The organism is Pedobacter gandavensis (genome assembly GCF_032677645.1).
Classification (GTDB): domain Bacteria; phylum Bacteroidota; class Bacteroidia; order Sphingobacteriales; family Sphingobacteriaceae; genus Pedobacter; species Pedobacter gandavensis_A.
In genome coordinates, this window is sequence record NZ_JAVTSB010000014.1 from 65,214 (window position 1) to 80,169 (window position 14,956).

General features: G+C 41.1%; 10 protein-coding genes. 5 read left to right on the top strand and 5 right to left on the bottom strand.

The annotated features are described in order from the left end of the window. The first annotated feature begins 147 nt into the window (after nucleotides 1-147). The 3 genes from R2Q66_RS21400 (at nucleotide 148) to R2Q66_RS21410 (ending at nucleotide 6,529) form a co-directional block, all read left to right on the top strand. The gene (locus R2Q66_RS21400) at nucleotides 148-3,285 is read left to right on the top strand and encodes a SusC/RagA family TonB-linked outer membrane protein (RefSeq protein WP_316753058.1); all 3,138 of its coding nucleotides are present in this window, start codon (nucleotides 148-150) and stop codon (nucleotides 3,283-3,285) included. A gap of 10 nt (nucleotides 3,286-3,295) precedes the next feature. After that, entirely contained in the window at nucleotides 3,296-4,804 is a 1,509-nt protein-coding gene (locus R2Q66_RS21405) for a SusD/RagB family nutrient-binding outer membrane lipoprotein (protein ID WP_316753060.1), read from the top strand. Nucleotides 4,805-4,954: 150 nt separating this feature from the next. Next, nucleotides 4,955-6,529 carry an endonuclease/exonuclease/phosphatase family protein gene (locus R2Q66_RS21410; protein WP_316753062.1) on the top strand — a complete coding sequence of 525 codons (1,575 nt, stop codon included), beginning with the start codon at nucleotides 4,955-4,957 and terminating at the stop codon, nucleotides 6,527-6,529. Nucleotides 6,530-6,566: 37 nt separating this feature from the next. Here the strand turns inward: R2Q66_RS21410 and R2Q66_RS21415 are convergent, their stop codons facing one another. Both R2Q66_RS21415 and R2Q66_RS21420 read right to left on the bottom strand, forming a co-directional pair. Beyond that, complete coding sequence (locus R2Q66_RS21415) at nucleotides 6,567-7,052, bottom strand: hypothetical protein (protein WP_316753064.1); 486 nt, start codon at nucleotides 7,050-7,052, stop codon at nucleotides 6,567-6,569. Between the two features lie 421 nt (nucleotides 7,053-7,473). Continuing rightward, nucleotides 7,474-7,803 carry a helix-turn-helix domain-containing protein gene (locus tag R2Q66_RS21420; protein ID WP_316753066.1) on the bottom strand — a complete coding sequence of 110 codons (330 nt, stop codon included), beginning with the start codon at nucleotides 7,801-7,803 and terminating at the stop codon, nucleotides 7,474-7,476. Between the two features lie 100 nt (nucleotides 7,804-7,903). Here R2Q66_RS21420 and R2Q66_RS21425 point away from each other — a divergent pair, with 100 nt between their 5' ends. Beyond that, a complete protein-coding gene (locus tag R2Q66_RS21425) occupies nucleotides 7,904-8,260 on the top strand; it encodes a YybH family protein (protein WP_316753068.1) in 357 nt (118 codons plus the stop codon). Between the two features lie 105 nt (nucleotides 8,261-8,365). Here R2Q66_RS21425 and R2Q66_RS21430 read toward each other — a convergent pair whose 3' ends face one another. Both R2Q66_RS21430 and R2Q66_RS21435 read right to left on the bottom strand, forming a co-directional pair. Then, nucleotides 8,366-10,723, bottom strand: coding sequence for a mechanosensitive ion channel family protein (locus R2Q66_RS21430; RefSeq protein ID WP_316753070.1), 2,358 nt, complete (start codon nucleotides 10,721-10,723; stop codon nucleotides 8,366-8,368). Between the two features lie 83 nt (nucleotides 10,724-10,806). After that, nucleotides 10,807-12,024, bottom strand: coding sequence for an FAD-dependent monooxygenase (locus R2Q66_RS21435; RefSeq protein WP_316753072.1), 1,218 nt, complete (start codon nucleotides 12,022-12,024; stop codon nucleotides 10,807-10,809). A 155-nt stretch (nucleotides 12,025-12,179) separates the two neighbouring features. Between R2Q66_RS21435 and R2Q66_RS21440 the strand changes: the two genes are divergently transcribed. Beyond that, complete coding sequence (locus tag R2Q66_RS21440) at nucleotides 12,180-12,614, top strand: immunity 22 family protein (RefSeq protein WP_316753074.1); 435 nt, start codon at nucleotides 12,180-12,182, stop codon at nucleotides 12,612-12,614. 118 nt (nucleotides 12,615-12,732) lie between these two features. Here the strand turns inward: R2Q66_RS21440 and R2Q66_RS21445 are convergent, their stop codons facing one another. Beyond that, complete coding sequence (locus R2Q66_RS21445) at nucleotides 12,733-14,919, bottom strand: alpha-galactosidase (protein ID WP_316753077.1); 2,187 nt, start codon at nucleotides 14,917-14,919, stop codon at nucleotides 12,733-12,735. Nucleotides 14,920-14,956 lie beyond the last annotated feature (37 nt).

Consider the following 14,956-nt stretch of genomic DNA (forward strand, 5'->3'; position numbering starts at 1 on the left):
AGCGTATTAATTGCCATTTTTTTTTACCCTTTTTTCCATATATGAGGCTACTCCTTTCTGGTTTAGGGTTTATAAATACTTAACAGATGTTTAGTGTTGTCTTTATGAACTAAGTTTAGTTTTGCTAAACAAATCTTTAGCTAAATTATGAAGCAACTCTACTCAAAAGGAAAATTACTATTTACAGTAATTCTCTTGCTATGCAGTATAAACATGTATGGGCAGTCCAGGTTAACCGGCACTGTTTCAGATGAATCAGGACCTATACCTGGTGCAACTGTTACGAATAAAAATAATGGAAAAAGTACTTCTACAGACCTGAAAGGTGGTTTTAGCATTCCAGGAGTCGTTGATGATCTTCTGGAAGTCAGGTCGATGGGCTATAAGCCCAAACAAGTGAAAATTGGAAGTACAGCCGCCAATCACATTGCGTTAGAAAGTGACAGTAAATCTCTGGATGACGTGGTAGTGACCGCACTCGGAATCAAAAAAGAGAAAAAAGCAGTCGGCTATTCCGTTCAGGAAATTAAAGGAAATGACTTAGTAAAAGCAAGGGAGCCAAATGGGATCAGCTCCCTGACAGGAAAAGTTGCAGGTTTAACCATTACACCAAGTGCTAACCTGTTTGGAGATCCTGGGATTTACCTGAGAGGGCAGTCGGGCGTACTAATTGTGGTAGATGGCGTTCCCATCAGTTCAGATTCCTGGAATCTAAGCCCTGATGATATTGAAACGTATTCGGTACTGAAAGGCGCAAATGCCGCTGCATTATATGGAAGCAGAGGGCAAAAAGGTGCGATTTTGATTACGACAAAAAAAGGAGGTGGCATAAACAAAGGTTTTACTGTCGATTTTAACTCCAGTACGCAATTACAAACCGGCTATAATGCGGTCCCTGATTACCAGACTTCTTACGGTGCGGGTGATAATTTTAAGTACGAATTTAAAGATGGAAAAGGTGGTGGAATAAATGATAGCGATTATTTTGTGTGGGGCCCAAGATTCGAAGGTCAGCTCATTAATCAATACAATAGCCCGGTTGATCCGGTTACCAAAGCACTAGTGCCTATCCCATGGTTGGCCAGGGGAACAGATAACCTTAAAAACTTCTTGCGCGATGGACTATTGAGCACAAATAACATTGCCATTTCAACCAAAAGCGAAGTTGGCGAAATGCGTGTTTCTCTATCGCAAATGCTGCAACGAGGTACGGTGCCAAACACAAAACTAGGTAGTACAAACTTTAATTTTTCCGGTGGATTAAATGCGGGAAAGAAATTAAGATTTGAAGCGAATATTAATTACAACAAACAGATTACGCCAAATTATCCGGATGCTGGTTACGGGCCTAACAGCTATGTATATCTCATGAATATTTGGGGTGGTGCCGATTACGATGTCAAAGATCTTCAGAATTACTGGAAGCCTGGTCAGGAGCATATTCAGCAGTATAACAGAGAATATACGATTTATAACAACCCGTATTTTACTGCTTATGAAAACCTGCATAGTTATGCTAAAGATGATATTTACGGACATATTTCCATGAAATATAGCCTGACCGATAAGCTTAATTTTAACCTTCGGACGAATGTGAGTGCCTGGAATAGAACCCGTACGAAACGGATTCCATTGTCGGGTAATTTTTACAATGATGGCGTAAACCAGGTGGGTGGCTATCAGGAAGTGTATGATAAATTTTGGGAAAACAATACGGAAGGATCATTGAGTTATGCAGACCAGTTTAAGGATTTCGGCTTCAAGTCTTCAGTTTTCGCAAATTTAAGAACAGTAAAAGTGAGTTCATTAAGTGCAGCCACCAATGGCGGACTGATTGTCCCGGGGGTGTATGACCTTTCCAACACGGTTTTACCTTCTGTTCCGGCAAATGATTATGGACATAGACAAGTTGCCAGTGCCTACGGCCTCATCGATCTGGATTATAGGAACTATTTGTACCTGAATATCACCGGAAGATATGATAAATCTACCACCTTACCTGTTAAACACAATGCTTATTTCTATCCCTCAGCCTCTTTAAGTGCAGTAATTTCTCAGATGATTGATCTGCCAAAAGCAATTTCTTTCCTGAAAATGAGAGGTTCCTATGCCAATGTCGCTTCCGACCTGGTCAATGAGGATTCGCAATATGATATCTATAAACTGAACGCTACTTATTCGCCTTATGCAACCCGTTGGAACAACAATACCGGAGTTGGCTATAGTGGTGTGCTCACAAATCCTAACATTGCGGCCGCAAGGGTGAAAACAACGGAACTAGGGCTGGAAGCGAGGTTTTTGAACAACAGGGTAGGATTTGATCTCGCCGCTTTTTATAATATAGAAGGCCCGCAGATCGTAAATCTCGTGGTTAGTCCAACATCTGGCGTAACTTCTACTCAAAAGAATGCCTTCACTTATGTAAGAAAAGGTTTAGAATTAACGGTAGATGGAACTCCGGTTAAGACCGCAAATTTTTTATGGAATGTTGTGCTGAACTGGTCAACAAATCACCGTTGGTTAAATAAAATTGATGGCATCCTGGAAAGAGATGGATTAATCAAGGTAGGAGATCGGGCCGATGCGTACTTTATTACCGATTTCCAACGTGATCCAAAGGGCAAAATGATTGTAGGAACAAATGGATTACCTGCTTTAAACCCTTATAGAAGTCTGGCGGGTTATAGCGACAATGATTTTGTTGCAGGTATTAACAACTCCTTCAAGTATAAAAATATCGGCCTTAGCTTTCAGATTGATGGTCGTTTTGGAGGGAAAATCGCCAATGCGGTGGATGATTCACAGTGGAATTCCGGAACGGCACCAGGATCCGACAATGCTTACCGCTTGCTGGACTGGGAAAACAGGTTGAATCCCAGTTGGAAGGGAAGCGTCATGACTGAGGGTTTAAAAATCCTTAGCGGTGCTTTAAATACGGATCAGGATGGTCATATGATTTCAGACACCAGGGTTTTCGCCGACAATGATGTGAAGGTCTTGTACCAAACCTGGGCAAGAAACTTTAACCGCTCTAACTATGAGTTGATGCGTAGCAGAACTTTCGTCAAGCTAAGAGAAGTGGTGCTGACTTATACGATTCCAGCTGCGGTGCTTCAAAAATCAAAGCTTATAAACGCCGCAAGTGTATCCCTGGTTGGTCGGAATCTGCTTTATTTCACAGGTAAAGGAACCAGAAATATGGACCTGGATCAGTTCATTGCTGGTGCAGGATTACAAACCCCGTCAGTAAAAAGCTTTGGCGTCAACTTAAATATTACTTTCTAAAATAACGGTCATGAAAACTAAAATATATTCCATACTAACCTGCATGTTGATCCTTGGATTTTCTTCCTGCAAGAAAACAGAAATGCTGCAAAAAGATCCTGCAGCAATCTTAAACGCCTCGCCGAAACTGATTTTTACCGGTTTATTACTCAATAGCTCGGATGCACCCTGGACAACAGATCAGCGACACAACCAGTTTATGGTCATGAACGAAGCTTATTATGGAAATCAGTCTTACAACTGGACGACCGCAGATTTCTCGGCCTATACCCAGCTGAGAAATGTGCAACGCATGGAAATCGAAGCCACAAAAGTCGGAGAACCCGCCTTGGCCTACCTGGCCCTGGCGAAGTTTTTCAAGGCTTATTTTTTCATCTCCGCCACATCGATGTTTGGAGATATTCCGATGAGCGAAGCTTTAAAAGGTGCATCGGAAGGTAATTTCCAGCCTAAATATGATACGCAGAAGGAGGTTTACCAACAATGCCTTCAATTGCTGGAAGCCGCAAATACTGATTTAACGCCATTTGTGGCTGCACAAACTAAGGTGGATGGTGATTTCTTTTATAATGGTGATCTTGCCAAATGGCAAAAATTGGTGAACTCCTTTCGTTTGAGGGTGTTGATTTCTTTAAGCAAACGTGCCGGTGATACTCCTGACCTGAACATCAAATCACAATTTTCTGCTATCGTTAGCAATCCTGCTAAATACCCTTTAATACTGAGCAATGCAGATAATTTTCAGCTGGTTTATAACACCTCTAATGTCTCGAATAACTATCCATTATGGCCTTCTAATGGCGTAGTCCTTAAAAAAGATCTCCGCAATAATCTGGGTTCCACCTATATGAGTATCCTGACCAAAACCAATGACCCAAGGGTATTTGTTGTGGCATTGCCAACCGATTCTGCAAAACTAAGTGGGGATGCTGCTTATGCGACTAAATTCAGCTCTTTTAAAGGAGGACGGACAGGGGAGTTACAGACGACCTTAAAGGATCAGGCCATTGCCGGGAAACTAAGTATGATCAATTTTGATTACTGGCTTTCTTCACCTTCCGGTATTCCTGCAGTTCAACTTGGTGCTTCTGAAACCAATTTTAATATCGCAGAAGGTATAAACAGAGGTTGGGCAACTGGAGATGCAGCAAGCTATTACGAGCAGGGCATTACGGAGTCGATAAAATTCTATGGCCTAACCAATGCTTCCACGATTTCATCGTTCCTGACAAAGAATGTATACGCCGGAAATAACCCTGCAGGTTTAGATCAGATTCTGGAGCAAAAATATGTAGCTTTCTTTCAGAATTCCGGTCGCCAGGCTTATTACAATTACCTGAGAACAGGTATTCCTAAATTTGATATCGGCCCTGCCAATGGCAACAATAACCTGATCCCAACACGATGGGCTTATCCAACGGGCGAATATACCGTGAATGCCGCTAATTTAAAAGCCGCACTTCAACGCCAGTTTGCCGGTGCGGATAATCAAAATGGTGTAACCTGGGTAATAAAATAACCGCAACAGATATCGAAAAATAAAACCGCTGGAATCATTGATTTACAGCGGTTTTTGTACGCCATACCCATCCTTTTTCAAGGAATCATAAAAAAAAGAATTTAAATATGATATAGGTATATGCCTGGTAATTAAAATGTTTTTCTAAGTTTGACGAAGAACCTTGTTACTGATATTTTAATTGAAATGATCGTCACGAAAATGAAACTGACCATGCTGTTTGTGCTGATCAGTATCAGCCTTTTTGCACAAAAACCGATATATGTAAATTCTTTCGAACCAAATAAGCAGTATACCACTGTAAAAGGAGTCATCGGTACTGCTCTTGATCTGTCTGCTGCTGCACCAATCCGTAAAATTCAAACGGTAAAAAATGCGCTCCATAAAACACAGGGCGATTTTTCGGTCATGGTATGGGTAAAAGCGGCGGGTACTATGGCTACTGATTACGATGTATTGAGTTCTGTAAAGGTCGTAGATAAGCAGTTCCAGGGCTGGAGATTGGGTGTTCAGGCCAATGGAGCCTGGCATTGGGAAGCGAGGGCTAAAAGTAGTTATGCGTATAGTCCTACGCCAGAAAGGCAAACGGTAAAGGATAACCAATGGCATTTATTGTCTTTCAGTTATTCAAAGCAGAAAGAAGAAGTTCGCTTATATTACGATGGTGTAAATACAGCCATTTATCATACCCCGGGCTTAGATTCCCTAAATACCGAAGAACTCTTCATTGGAGGAAGAATTGCTGATGCTAACAATTCATTAAATGCGGAATATAAGGATCAATGGAATGCATTTAATGGCTTTTTAGATCAGGTGAGCCTATATACTGAAAGCCTTAACGCCGACTTCATCAAACAGCAATATCAGCATCGCTTTCCGGCAACTGGAAAAAATAGTTCCTATGCTAATAATGGAATCCTGAAAGTGATGAATTTTAATATCTTTCATGGTGGAAATGAAACCGGAAAAGAAGTTGGTGAACAGCGTATTGTTGAGGTGATTAAAAATGCTGGTGCAGACCTTATTTCTATGCAGGAAACCTATGGTTCCGGTGCCCGGATCGCAGACAAACTGGGATATTATCTCTATTTAAGAAGTACTAATATTTCTATAATGAGCCGATATCCTATAGAAGAAACCTTAGCGGGTTATAAAGCCTTTTATAATGGGGGCGCCTATATCAGGATTGGTAAAAATCAAAAGATTGCATTTTTTGCAAATTGGCTGAATTTCCCTGTAGACTATTGGGGAGATCTGGAGAATAACCGTGTGATAAATGCGGATACCCTGGTTCAACAAATGGATAAGGGAAATACGGGAGATCTGAGAAATATCCTCGAAATTATTAAGCCATATATCGCGCAATCGGCAGAAACTCCTGTAATCTTTTGTGGTGATTTTAACTCTGGATCCCACCTGGACTGGACCGAAGAAACCAGGCAGTTTAATCATGGTTTGGTGGTTCCTTTTCCTTCAGGTATTTTGCTGGTCAAAAATGGATTTAAAGACTCATTCAGGGAAATAAATCCTGATCCGCTAAAAGTAAGAGGCATTACCTGGAGTCCGATGTCTGATCAGGTATTTAAGGACAGAATTGATTATATCTATTATAAAGGCAGTAAAATCAAGGCTATCGCTGCTGTCACGATTGATCAGCATCCAGTTAAATATCCTTCAGATCATGCCGCTGTGATGACTACCTTTAAATTTATGTCTACTAATTAATAAAAGTCAACTTATTCCGCTTAGAGTTCCACTTAAGTTAAAACGAAATCGTTGGGCCTTCGAAAGGTGTAGGTAAGTAAAAACGTCCATTACTTAAACGCTGAATTTTAAGTATCTTTTTCCCTGTTTTATCCAGGAAAACCTTAAAATACAGCTTATCTTCCAGGTCGGCTTTTTCTAATACCAGGATAGGTTTCCCTTTTTGCTGCGTAATCTCATAAGCAGTTACATTTCCATAATGTCTGAGAAATTTTCGGCGGACATCATATTCTGCTGAGGAACTCTTCTGAAGACTGACCGTATCAATCGCCATAGCTTTCCGGATCTCTGCGCCATTCGTAAATTCAATCACTTCGCGGAAAACATCCTTCGCTTTAAGGACAGTATCTGCATTGAGCTGCCAGGCGAAAGCTAAAGGCTCTCCTGCTTGTTTAATGAGCTTTAGAATAGGAGAGATCGCAGCTAACTGCTTTTGTTTTTCTGCTGCAGGATTTTGTGGTTCATCAACTAAAAACATATTCATTTTTTTGACCTGAGCCCTGGTAGGCTGGCTTAAAAAACCGAATAATACCGTTAGTGCAAAAAAGACAGGAATAGAAACGCGTTTGGAAGGATGATTAAATGACATGGAGCTATAATGTGGTATGCCTTACAAGAGCAATTTTCATTCCAGTTTATCAGAATAGGTCAACAAATAATTAAGATGAGAATCTTTACAGGACAGCCCTTCCAGCATATCTGATTAGGGCGGGCAGACGGAATACACAAGCTATAATGAGGATTTAATATTGTGAGTCCCATTGGGGACTTTTTGCGCATCTTCTAGGGCCTTACTGGGCAAAATTGCCTAAAAATCCTGCATGATCCCCCCTTTAGGTTACTCATATTTGCTTAATATTTATAGCTTCAATATTAGGTCTGTCAAACTTCCTGAAGAGAAGAGATCAGGCTTCCAGTAAACTGACACCCCAGTTGTTCAAATTCCAAAGCGCTGCTACCAGCTGATCACCTGATGCCGTTAACTGGTATTCCACTTCAAGTGGTTTCTCTTTGATAATGGTTTTGAAAATAATACCGCTTTCTTCCAGTTCTTTCAATTGTCTGGTCAGAACCCGTCTGTTCATACCCGCAATGTGCTGATAAAAATCAACAGGTCTTTTTACACCTTCGTTGAGCTGCCATACGATTGGGATTTTCCATTTGCCGCTAATGGTGTTAACCGCATGTTCTAATGGACAAATTTTATTCTCAGATACACGGATTTTGGTTTTCATTTAAAGGGCTGGATTTAAGGAAATGGCGAGGACAAATTTGTCCATTATTGTTTTGTAGGATTGAGCTCCCGAAATTAGCAATCAAAATTATATCTGTCAAATGAAGGAACAAATAAATCTGAGAAATGATCAATTCAACCATGCCATTAATAAACAGGATGGCGTTTTGTTATCGCAATTGTACACTGCTGATGCCGTACTTTATCCACCAAAACAGGATGTTATTCATGGTCGGGAGGCTATAGGCCTATTCTTTAACGAGGTTTTTAAAATGGGCGTGTCCAAAGGAAGTTTTAAGACCATAGAAATGGTAGTCACAGCGGATTATGCATTTGAGTCCGGTGAATATGGATTGTGGGTTGCTGGAAATCAGCTGGTTGCAAAAGGATTTTATATTTATGTATGGCAATTTATTGAGGGTGAGTGGTACATCATCAGCGATATCTGGAATGACTAGTCGTTATTAGTACACACAAAGGCTGACTCTTCCGCTAAGTTGTAATTCTCCCCTGGAAAGGGCTGGAATGATAACGGGAAGGTCAGCCTTTTTCTGGCCTGAAATCTACAAAATTTCTATTTCTTTCTCTTCATGAGCTTCAAATATCTGTGCAATGATGATGTTCCTGGTCAGGTCTGCATTGGAGATATCCTTACACCAGAAGTAGATTTTTATATTGCTCTTTAGCTTACTTACCGGAATGATCATGATCACGGGTTCTTTGTTGACAAACACGTTGTTGTTATTGATAATAATATCCCGGATCTGACTGACTACCTCTGTTGAATTGAAAGGTTTAGCGATATTTAAAGAGATATCTACCCGCATTTGGTTGTTACTCAGGGTCCAGTTGATAATGTTATTCGACAAAATGGAACCGTTAGGGATGATAATCTCAGCGCCTTCTTCACTAAGCAAAGTACTGGCGCGGACACCAATCTCTTTCACTCTTCCTTTTTTATTGCTCAACTCCACCACATCACCGATACGTATTGTCTTATCAAAAATAAGGATGATCCCTGACACAAAGTTGCTTACAATATTCTGTAAACCCAGACCGATACCTACACCAAGGGCACCAAGAACCACCGTGATTTTATCAATTGGTAGTCCGGATGCTGCTACAGCGATAAGGAATCCGCCAATAAGCAATACCAATCTGGTAATCAATAATTTCGAGCGCTGGCCTTTATTGTCTTCAATATCATCGTCTCCGGTATCACCAAAGAAGTAAGCGATATATTTCTGTAAAAAGTTGGCTGTCCAGATGATGCCTAAAAAGAGGACGATGCCACCAAAAGTAAAGGAGAAGTTTCCGATCGTTCTTTTTTCAATCAGGATCTCCAGTAAAGACTCATACAGACCGTTAAAAATGTTAAGATTGGTGGTGAAGATCACAAACCATATAATGGTAGCCCCAATACCCGTAAGCCTTTTAAGACCTGAGGTCACCTGACGCCAGTCGAAATACTCAGGATAGCCTTTACGGATTCTGCTACTTTTCATTTGAAGTAAGAAGGCCTCTACCAGTACTTTTGCCAAAATGGTTAGGGATACTGCATTTAACAAGGAATTTACGCCCGTAGAGTAAAAAATCTGGGTAAGTGTGAAGCGACCAAACAGGTTGCATAGCGTAGCGATAACGGCGAAGATGGCGTAAATAAATCCCGTAATCAGGATCATTCTATACCTTTTTGCCTTTTCATCTAGCTTTCTCAAAACGATGCCCGCAAAGATTGTAGAACTTAAGCTCAGGAAAAGTAATAACCAGCGTTGAAATCTTGGAGGCATTCCCAAAAGACGCAGGAAAACCGGTGCCAGTAGGAGTAGGGCAAAAGTACACCAATAATAAAATAGCTTTTTTGGGAGTCTTTTACGGAAAAATAGAGTCAGTAAAATGGCCAGTATAATCTGTACGGACTCGATATAAAGTGCCGGTGCCTTGAGATCGAAGATCGGCGCCAGGGTAAATAGCATGATAAAAGTAATCAGATAGGGCTGCGGACTAAGTAAAGAAAAATCATCCAGCGCTTCCAGGCGGTCGCGTTGTTTCATACTCCTGAAATTGAAAAACACCCAGAAGAAGAAAGTAGCACAGGTAATGAGCAGTAAAAGGCGACTGCTACGGGTATAAACAAAATAGTAACCGGAAATTTCCTGTTCGCCATTGATAAACTTACGGAATCCAACACCCTTGTTTTTGTTATTTGCGGTTTCCCAAAGGTAACGTCGTTCTTTTCCAAAAGCTTTGATACTTACGGTTTCCAGTTGTCTGTCTGTCAGGTACATTAACTCTTTAATGTTGATCAGGTTGGCTGAAGTTCTGGCCTGTAGGTTATTGATGGATAAGGTGGTCGTTTTGAGTAGACTATCCATGACCTGGTGCTTTTTCTTCAGCTCTGCAAACTGCTCTTTAAACATAATGCGCATCGCAGGCAGTGTGAAGACCTTAACCAGCACAGTATCTTTGCGCAGGTTCAGGATTTCCGTTTTTAGCGCTCTTAATTCTTTTTCATACTCGTCGAGGTCTGCCAGACAATCGGTGTTATTCGTCTGCAGTTCTTCCAGTAAAGTCTGGTCCATTTGCAGGTTTTGCAGGTTTGGCGTCCGGTCTGTTTGGGTAAGCCTGCTTTTAAGTAAAGCCAGGGCAGCCTCGTCTTGTGTTAAATGAGCGGCTATTGGCGTCAGGTTCTTAAAAGAACTCACGGTAACCGGAACTTTATTGATCGTTTCAAATACTTTTTCCAGATGAACCAGATAATCGCCCTTGGTCAGGGTTGCAGAGTCGGAAAGGATGGAAAGATCCTGACCTTTATCCATGGTCTTAGTTTTCTGTGCAAAAGTAGGAATGGAAAAACACAAGGCGATGAATAGGATGATCGTATTGCGAATTGATATTGAAAAAGAATTTTTTATTATCATTTGATCTATAAGAAGTATGGAACAGGTATCCGAAAAGCAGGAATATGCTTTTGAAGCCCACAAAAATAAGCATTAATTTCGCTTTAGGCCGGTAATTTTCGGGGCTTGAAATCAGGTAACTCTATTTTATCTTTAGTAGGGTCCTTTTCTTTGCTGCCAAATAGCTTGCTGATCTTTTTGACAAAACCGCTGGCCAGGATGCTGGCTACTGTATTCAGCAGGGCTACACCAAATTTAGATTTTGGGTGCGCAAGCCAGGGTACACCTGGTGGCAACTGCTGTACTTCTTCAACAAAAGGGCGCATACGTTTTTCATAGGCCATAAATGCATCCTGATGGTTGTCCTGCTGTGCAAGTTCTCCCGCAAGAAGATAGGCGCCTACCATAGCCAACGTAGTACCCATGCCGGTAACCGGAGTTGGGCAATAGGCGGCATCACCGATCATTCCAGCCCGGCCATTGAACCACCTTGCCGCTTGTACCTGGCTGATCCCGTCAAAGTACACATCATCGTTTTTGTCTATCTCTTCAATTAAGCGTTCGGCTTCCCAGCCTGCCCCGGAAAGCTTTTCTTTTAAGAGCTGTTTTTGTTCTTTAGCGGGGAGTTTTTGATAGCCTTTGTCTTCAGAAAGAAAACTAAAGGATGCCCTTGTAGTGCCGTGATTATCCGGGCGGATCAGCATTACTCTTGACTCTGGCGCGGTGTACCAGCGCGCCCATTTGGTGTCAGTTTCCGCTTTAGGGATGGTATACCAGGCATTATAAAGCCCAATAAATTTGATCTTTGGTTCATCGCCAAAAAGGAGATGCCTTGTCGTAGAGCGGACACCATCAGCCGCGATCAGCAGGTTAAAGACAGCCTCTGAGCCGTCGCTGTAAGTGACGTTAACATGGCTGTCGTTCTGAGCTATCCCGGTAATGTATTTGCCGAAAACATAGCAAACGTCGTCTTTTGTCTTGTTATAGAGTATGTTGACCAGGTCGCCCCTCAGGATTTCGGCCTCAGCCGTGAAGCCTCCGGCACCATCTGCGGGGAAAGCAGCTTCCACCTTATTGTCCTTATTAACAAACTGAAGACCAATTTCCCCCGTATTTGCAGCGAGAATATCTTTCTCAATATCCATCATCCTGGCAATAGCCCTTCCGGCGCCTCTGACATCCAGGTTTTGTCCACCAAGCCTCAATGACGCAGAGCGTTCTACCACAGTAACTTCAAACCCATATTTAGCCAGCCAGTAAGCCAATGTCGGGCCAGCGATACTGGCTCCGGAGATTAAGACTTTTTTATCAATACGATTCATATTCCCTAAATGTCATTTTATATCTTTTTTCCTGCGGTTTCACGTTGTAGCAAAAATCCAGCCCATACCTGATTTTATATCAACTTTCCAGGTTGTTTAGCCGCTAAATAATAAGTTACTATCTTTATACCTTTCTAATCGTGATAAAAAATAAAATGGCAGAGCAACGCGTCCACATCTGGGCAGGAACAACAAATAAAACAGAAGAGCAATTTTACAAATATTTTGACCAAACTAAGTTCCTAAAAGATAACCACCTGTTTAATACGGATGAAAACTATCCGAGAAGCAGTCCGGACTTTAACATGCGCTCTCAGTTTAGCAAGGCCATAGACAAGCAGTACGATTATGATGCTAAATGGATTACCATCTTTTTCAGTCGCAAAAGAATCAGCATTCAGGCTGCGATCGAAGAATTACCAATATGGAACGATAAAACAGAAGTTGAAATCTACCAGGCTTGTGTGAATAAAGGAATTTCAGCAGTAAATGTGATCCTTTGTTATGCCGATAACGACCTTAAGATAGATAAGCCACTGGACAATTACAACGACATGAGTTATGTAGGTTGTTTTAGCATCCAGGGCTAAATAACAGCACAAATCTATAAGGTTTGAAATTAAAATTCCGGTCCTCTTTTAAACCTTAATGTTTAAAAGAGGACCGGAATTTTGGTGAAAAAGGTAATTCATTAAATGGTATTGCTCCTTAAATAGCGGTGATTCTGAGTACAACGCTTGTTCTCCGGTCGCTAACTTGTGGATTCAGGCCGATGTTCATCAGGAAATCACCCGAATAAACCTGAGTAGAATCTATCGGTGATTTGCTGTCCGGATAAAGATTTATTTCCTCAATTTTATAACGTTTATTACCATCCAAACCTTTTAATGGGATGGGAAGTGCTTGTTTGGTTGCATTTCTTGTTGCCATATAATAGTTGAATACCAGGGCACTATCTTTTGCATCGTTAACATAAGAGATGGAGGCTACATCATTTGAGTAGGGGTCCTGTAATCTGTATTGCTGCCCATGCCAAACAATGTCTTTAAAACTATTGTATGTTTTTATGGCGTTCTGACTAAACAAAAGATCTTTTTCGGATAGTTCATGAACTTTTACATCATAACCTAATTTACCCATCATGGCCACATCCGTCTTAAATTTAATGGATTGCGTGCCCATATCCGTCACATGATTATCTACTGCAATAGATGGGAAATAATAGGAATATTCCCACTGAATAAATATCCTGTCGAAGGGATTGGTATTGTCACTCGGCCAAAACTCCGTGAAGTATTTAAGGGCGGAATAATCTACTCTGGAGCCACCGCCAGCACATAACATCATGGGAACTTTTGGATGTTTTTTTCTAATCCTTTCCAGAACGCTGTTTAAGCCCCTCACATATTCAATGTAAAAATGATCCTGGTTTTTTAGAGTAGGGGAGTTGGCATTATAAATCAATGAATTGCAATCCCATTTAATAAAGGCAAGATCTGGAACCTGAGCAAAAGTTTCCTCCACTACGTTAAAGATAAAGTCCTGCACTTTTTTATTTGTCAGGTCTAATACCAATTGATTTCGCATGTAATATTCCTTTCTTTCCGGCTGTCTGATGATCCAATCCGGATGTTGCTCATACAGCTCACTTTTTGGATTCACCATTTCAGGCTCCAGCCAGATACCAAACTTTACCCCGTTTTTGGTGGCCTCTTTACCTATGGCGCTAATGCCATTCTTTAGTTTTTGTTTGTTAAAGGCCCAATCGCCCAGGCCAGCTGCCGCACCATTTCTAGGATATTTGTTTCCAAACCAACCATCATCCAGTAAAAAGACATCTACGCCAAGATTTTTTGTGTCTTGTACCAGGCTGTTCAGCTTCTCCTCATTAAAGTCAAAATAAGTGGTTTCCCAGTTGTTCAACAGGGTAGACCTTTCTCCTTGTCCATCACTTAGCTGATACTTTCTGGCCCAGTTCTGAAGATTTCTACTCGCCAGTCCTGTTCCTTTGCTGGAATAAGTATACACAAAGCGTGGTGTAATAAAATTCTCCCCTGATTTAAGGGTATAATCGGAAGAGAAGTTGTTAATTCCGGCAGTAACTCTCAGGTAATAATCATCAAAAGTCTCGAAATCTAACTTGAAATTTCCGGTCCACTCCAAAGATCCTGCTATAATATTTCCGGTGTCTTCTGCGGAAGGGCCATCAATCGAAAGCAGGAAAGAAGAGGAATGTAACAGGTTGGTACGGGTGCCTAATTTCGAGTCCAAGGTTCTCAGGCCATGCAATAACTGCTGCTCCTCAGACCTCATTTCCCGCATGGCACTACTATATTGATTTTTTAAATAGAACTTTTTCCCGGTTAAAGTCAGGTTTGCCGAGGCGTATTTGTTCAATACCACATCACCTTTTTCCTGGTGGCGGATTTCGGCCCATTGTTCGATTACATCTTCCTCAAAATAAGCCAGGTAGTTTAACGTAACCTCAAATTTATATTTTGGATCTTTTAAAACAACAGCCGTTAATTTCCGGTTGGGGTCAATTTGTGTTTCTTTAATACTTTGGAAGGCCAGAACAGTCGATTTATTACCGTCTGCATGGGTAACCGTTAAGGCTGGTTCTAATAAATTTATAGAACCAGAGGCGATATATGCTTCGCGTTTATTGTATAAATCATCCGAGCCGGGTGTATATTTATCCAGCGTAGGGATGATCTCGTATTCTTCTTTGTGGGCAATTTTTTTGCCGAGGTAACTTGAAATTAAAGCATTGCCTGCATCTGTAGAGAGTACAAGCGCATTGTTCTTCGTTTCAATTGAAATTTGCTTTTGTGCCATGCTGGTTTGGTAAGTCATGAGTATTAAAATGGTAGGATAAAGGTATTTTTTGATCATAATTGGTTTTTTGGTCGGTATTAGTTTCGCAATTTAA

What these genes read in the sequence shown, in the direction of transcription:
- R2Q66_RS21400 (WP_316753058.1), top strand. Translation starts at nt 148, where the DNA reads ATGAAGCAACTCTACTCAAAAGGAAAATTACTATTTACAGTAATTCTC.
- R2Q66_RS21405 (WP_316753060.1), top strand. Translation starts at nt 3,296, where the DNA reads ATGAAAACTAAAATATATTCCATACTAACCTGCATGTTGATCCTTGGA.
- R2Q66_RS21415 (WP_316753064.1), bottom strand. Translation starts at nt 7,052, where the DNA reads ATGAATATGTTTTTAGTTGATGAACCACAAAATCCTGCAGCAGAAAAA.
- R2Q66_RS21420 (WP_316753066.1), bottom strand. Translation starts at nt 7,803, where the DNA reads ATGAAAACCAAAATCCGTGTATCTGAGAATAAAATTTGTCCATTAGAA.
- R2Q66_RS21425 (WP_316753068.1), top strand. Translation starts at nt 7,904, where the DNA reads ATGAAGGAACAAATAAATCTGAGAAATGATCAATTCAACCATGCCATT.
- R2Q66_RS21430 (WP_316753070.1), bottom strand. Translation starts at nt 10,723, where the DNA reads ATGATAATAAAAAATTCTTTTTCAATATCAATTCGCAATACGATCATC.
- R2Q66_RS21435 (WP_316753072.1), bottom strand. Translation starts at nt 12,024, where the DNA reads ATGAATCGTATTGATAAAAAAGTCTTAATCTCCGGAGCCAGTATCGCT.
- R2Q66_RS21440 (WP_316753074.1), top strand. Translation starts at nt 12,180, where the DNA reads ATGGCAGAGCAACGCGTCCACATCTGGGCAGGAACAACAAATAAAACA.
- R2Q66_RS21445 (WP_316753077.1), bottom strand. Translation starts at nt 14,919, where the DNA reads ATGATCAAAAAATACCTTTATCCTACCATTTTAATACTCATGACTTAC.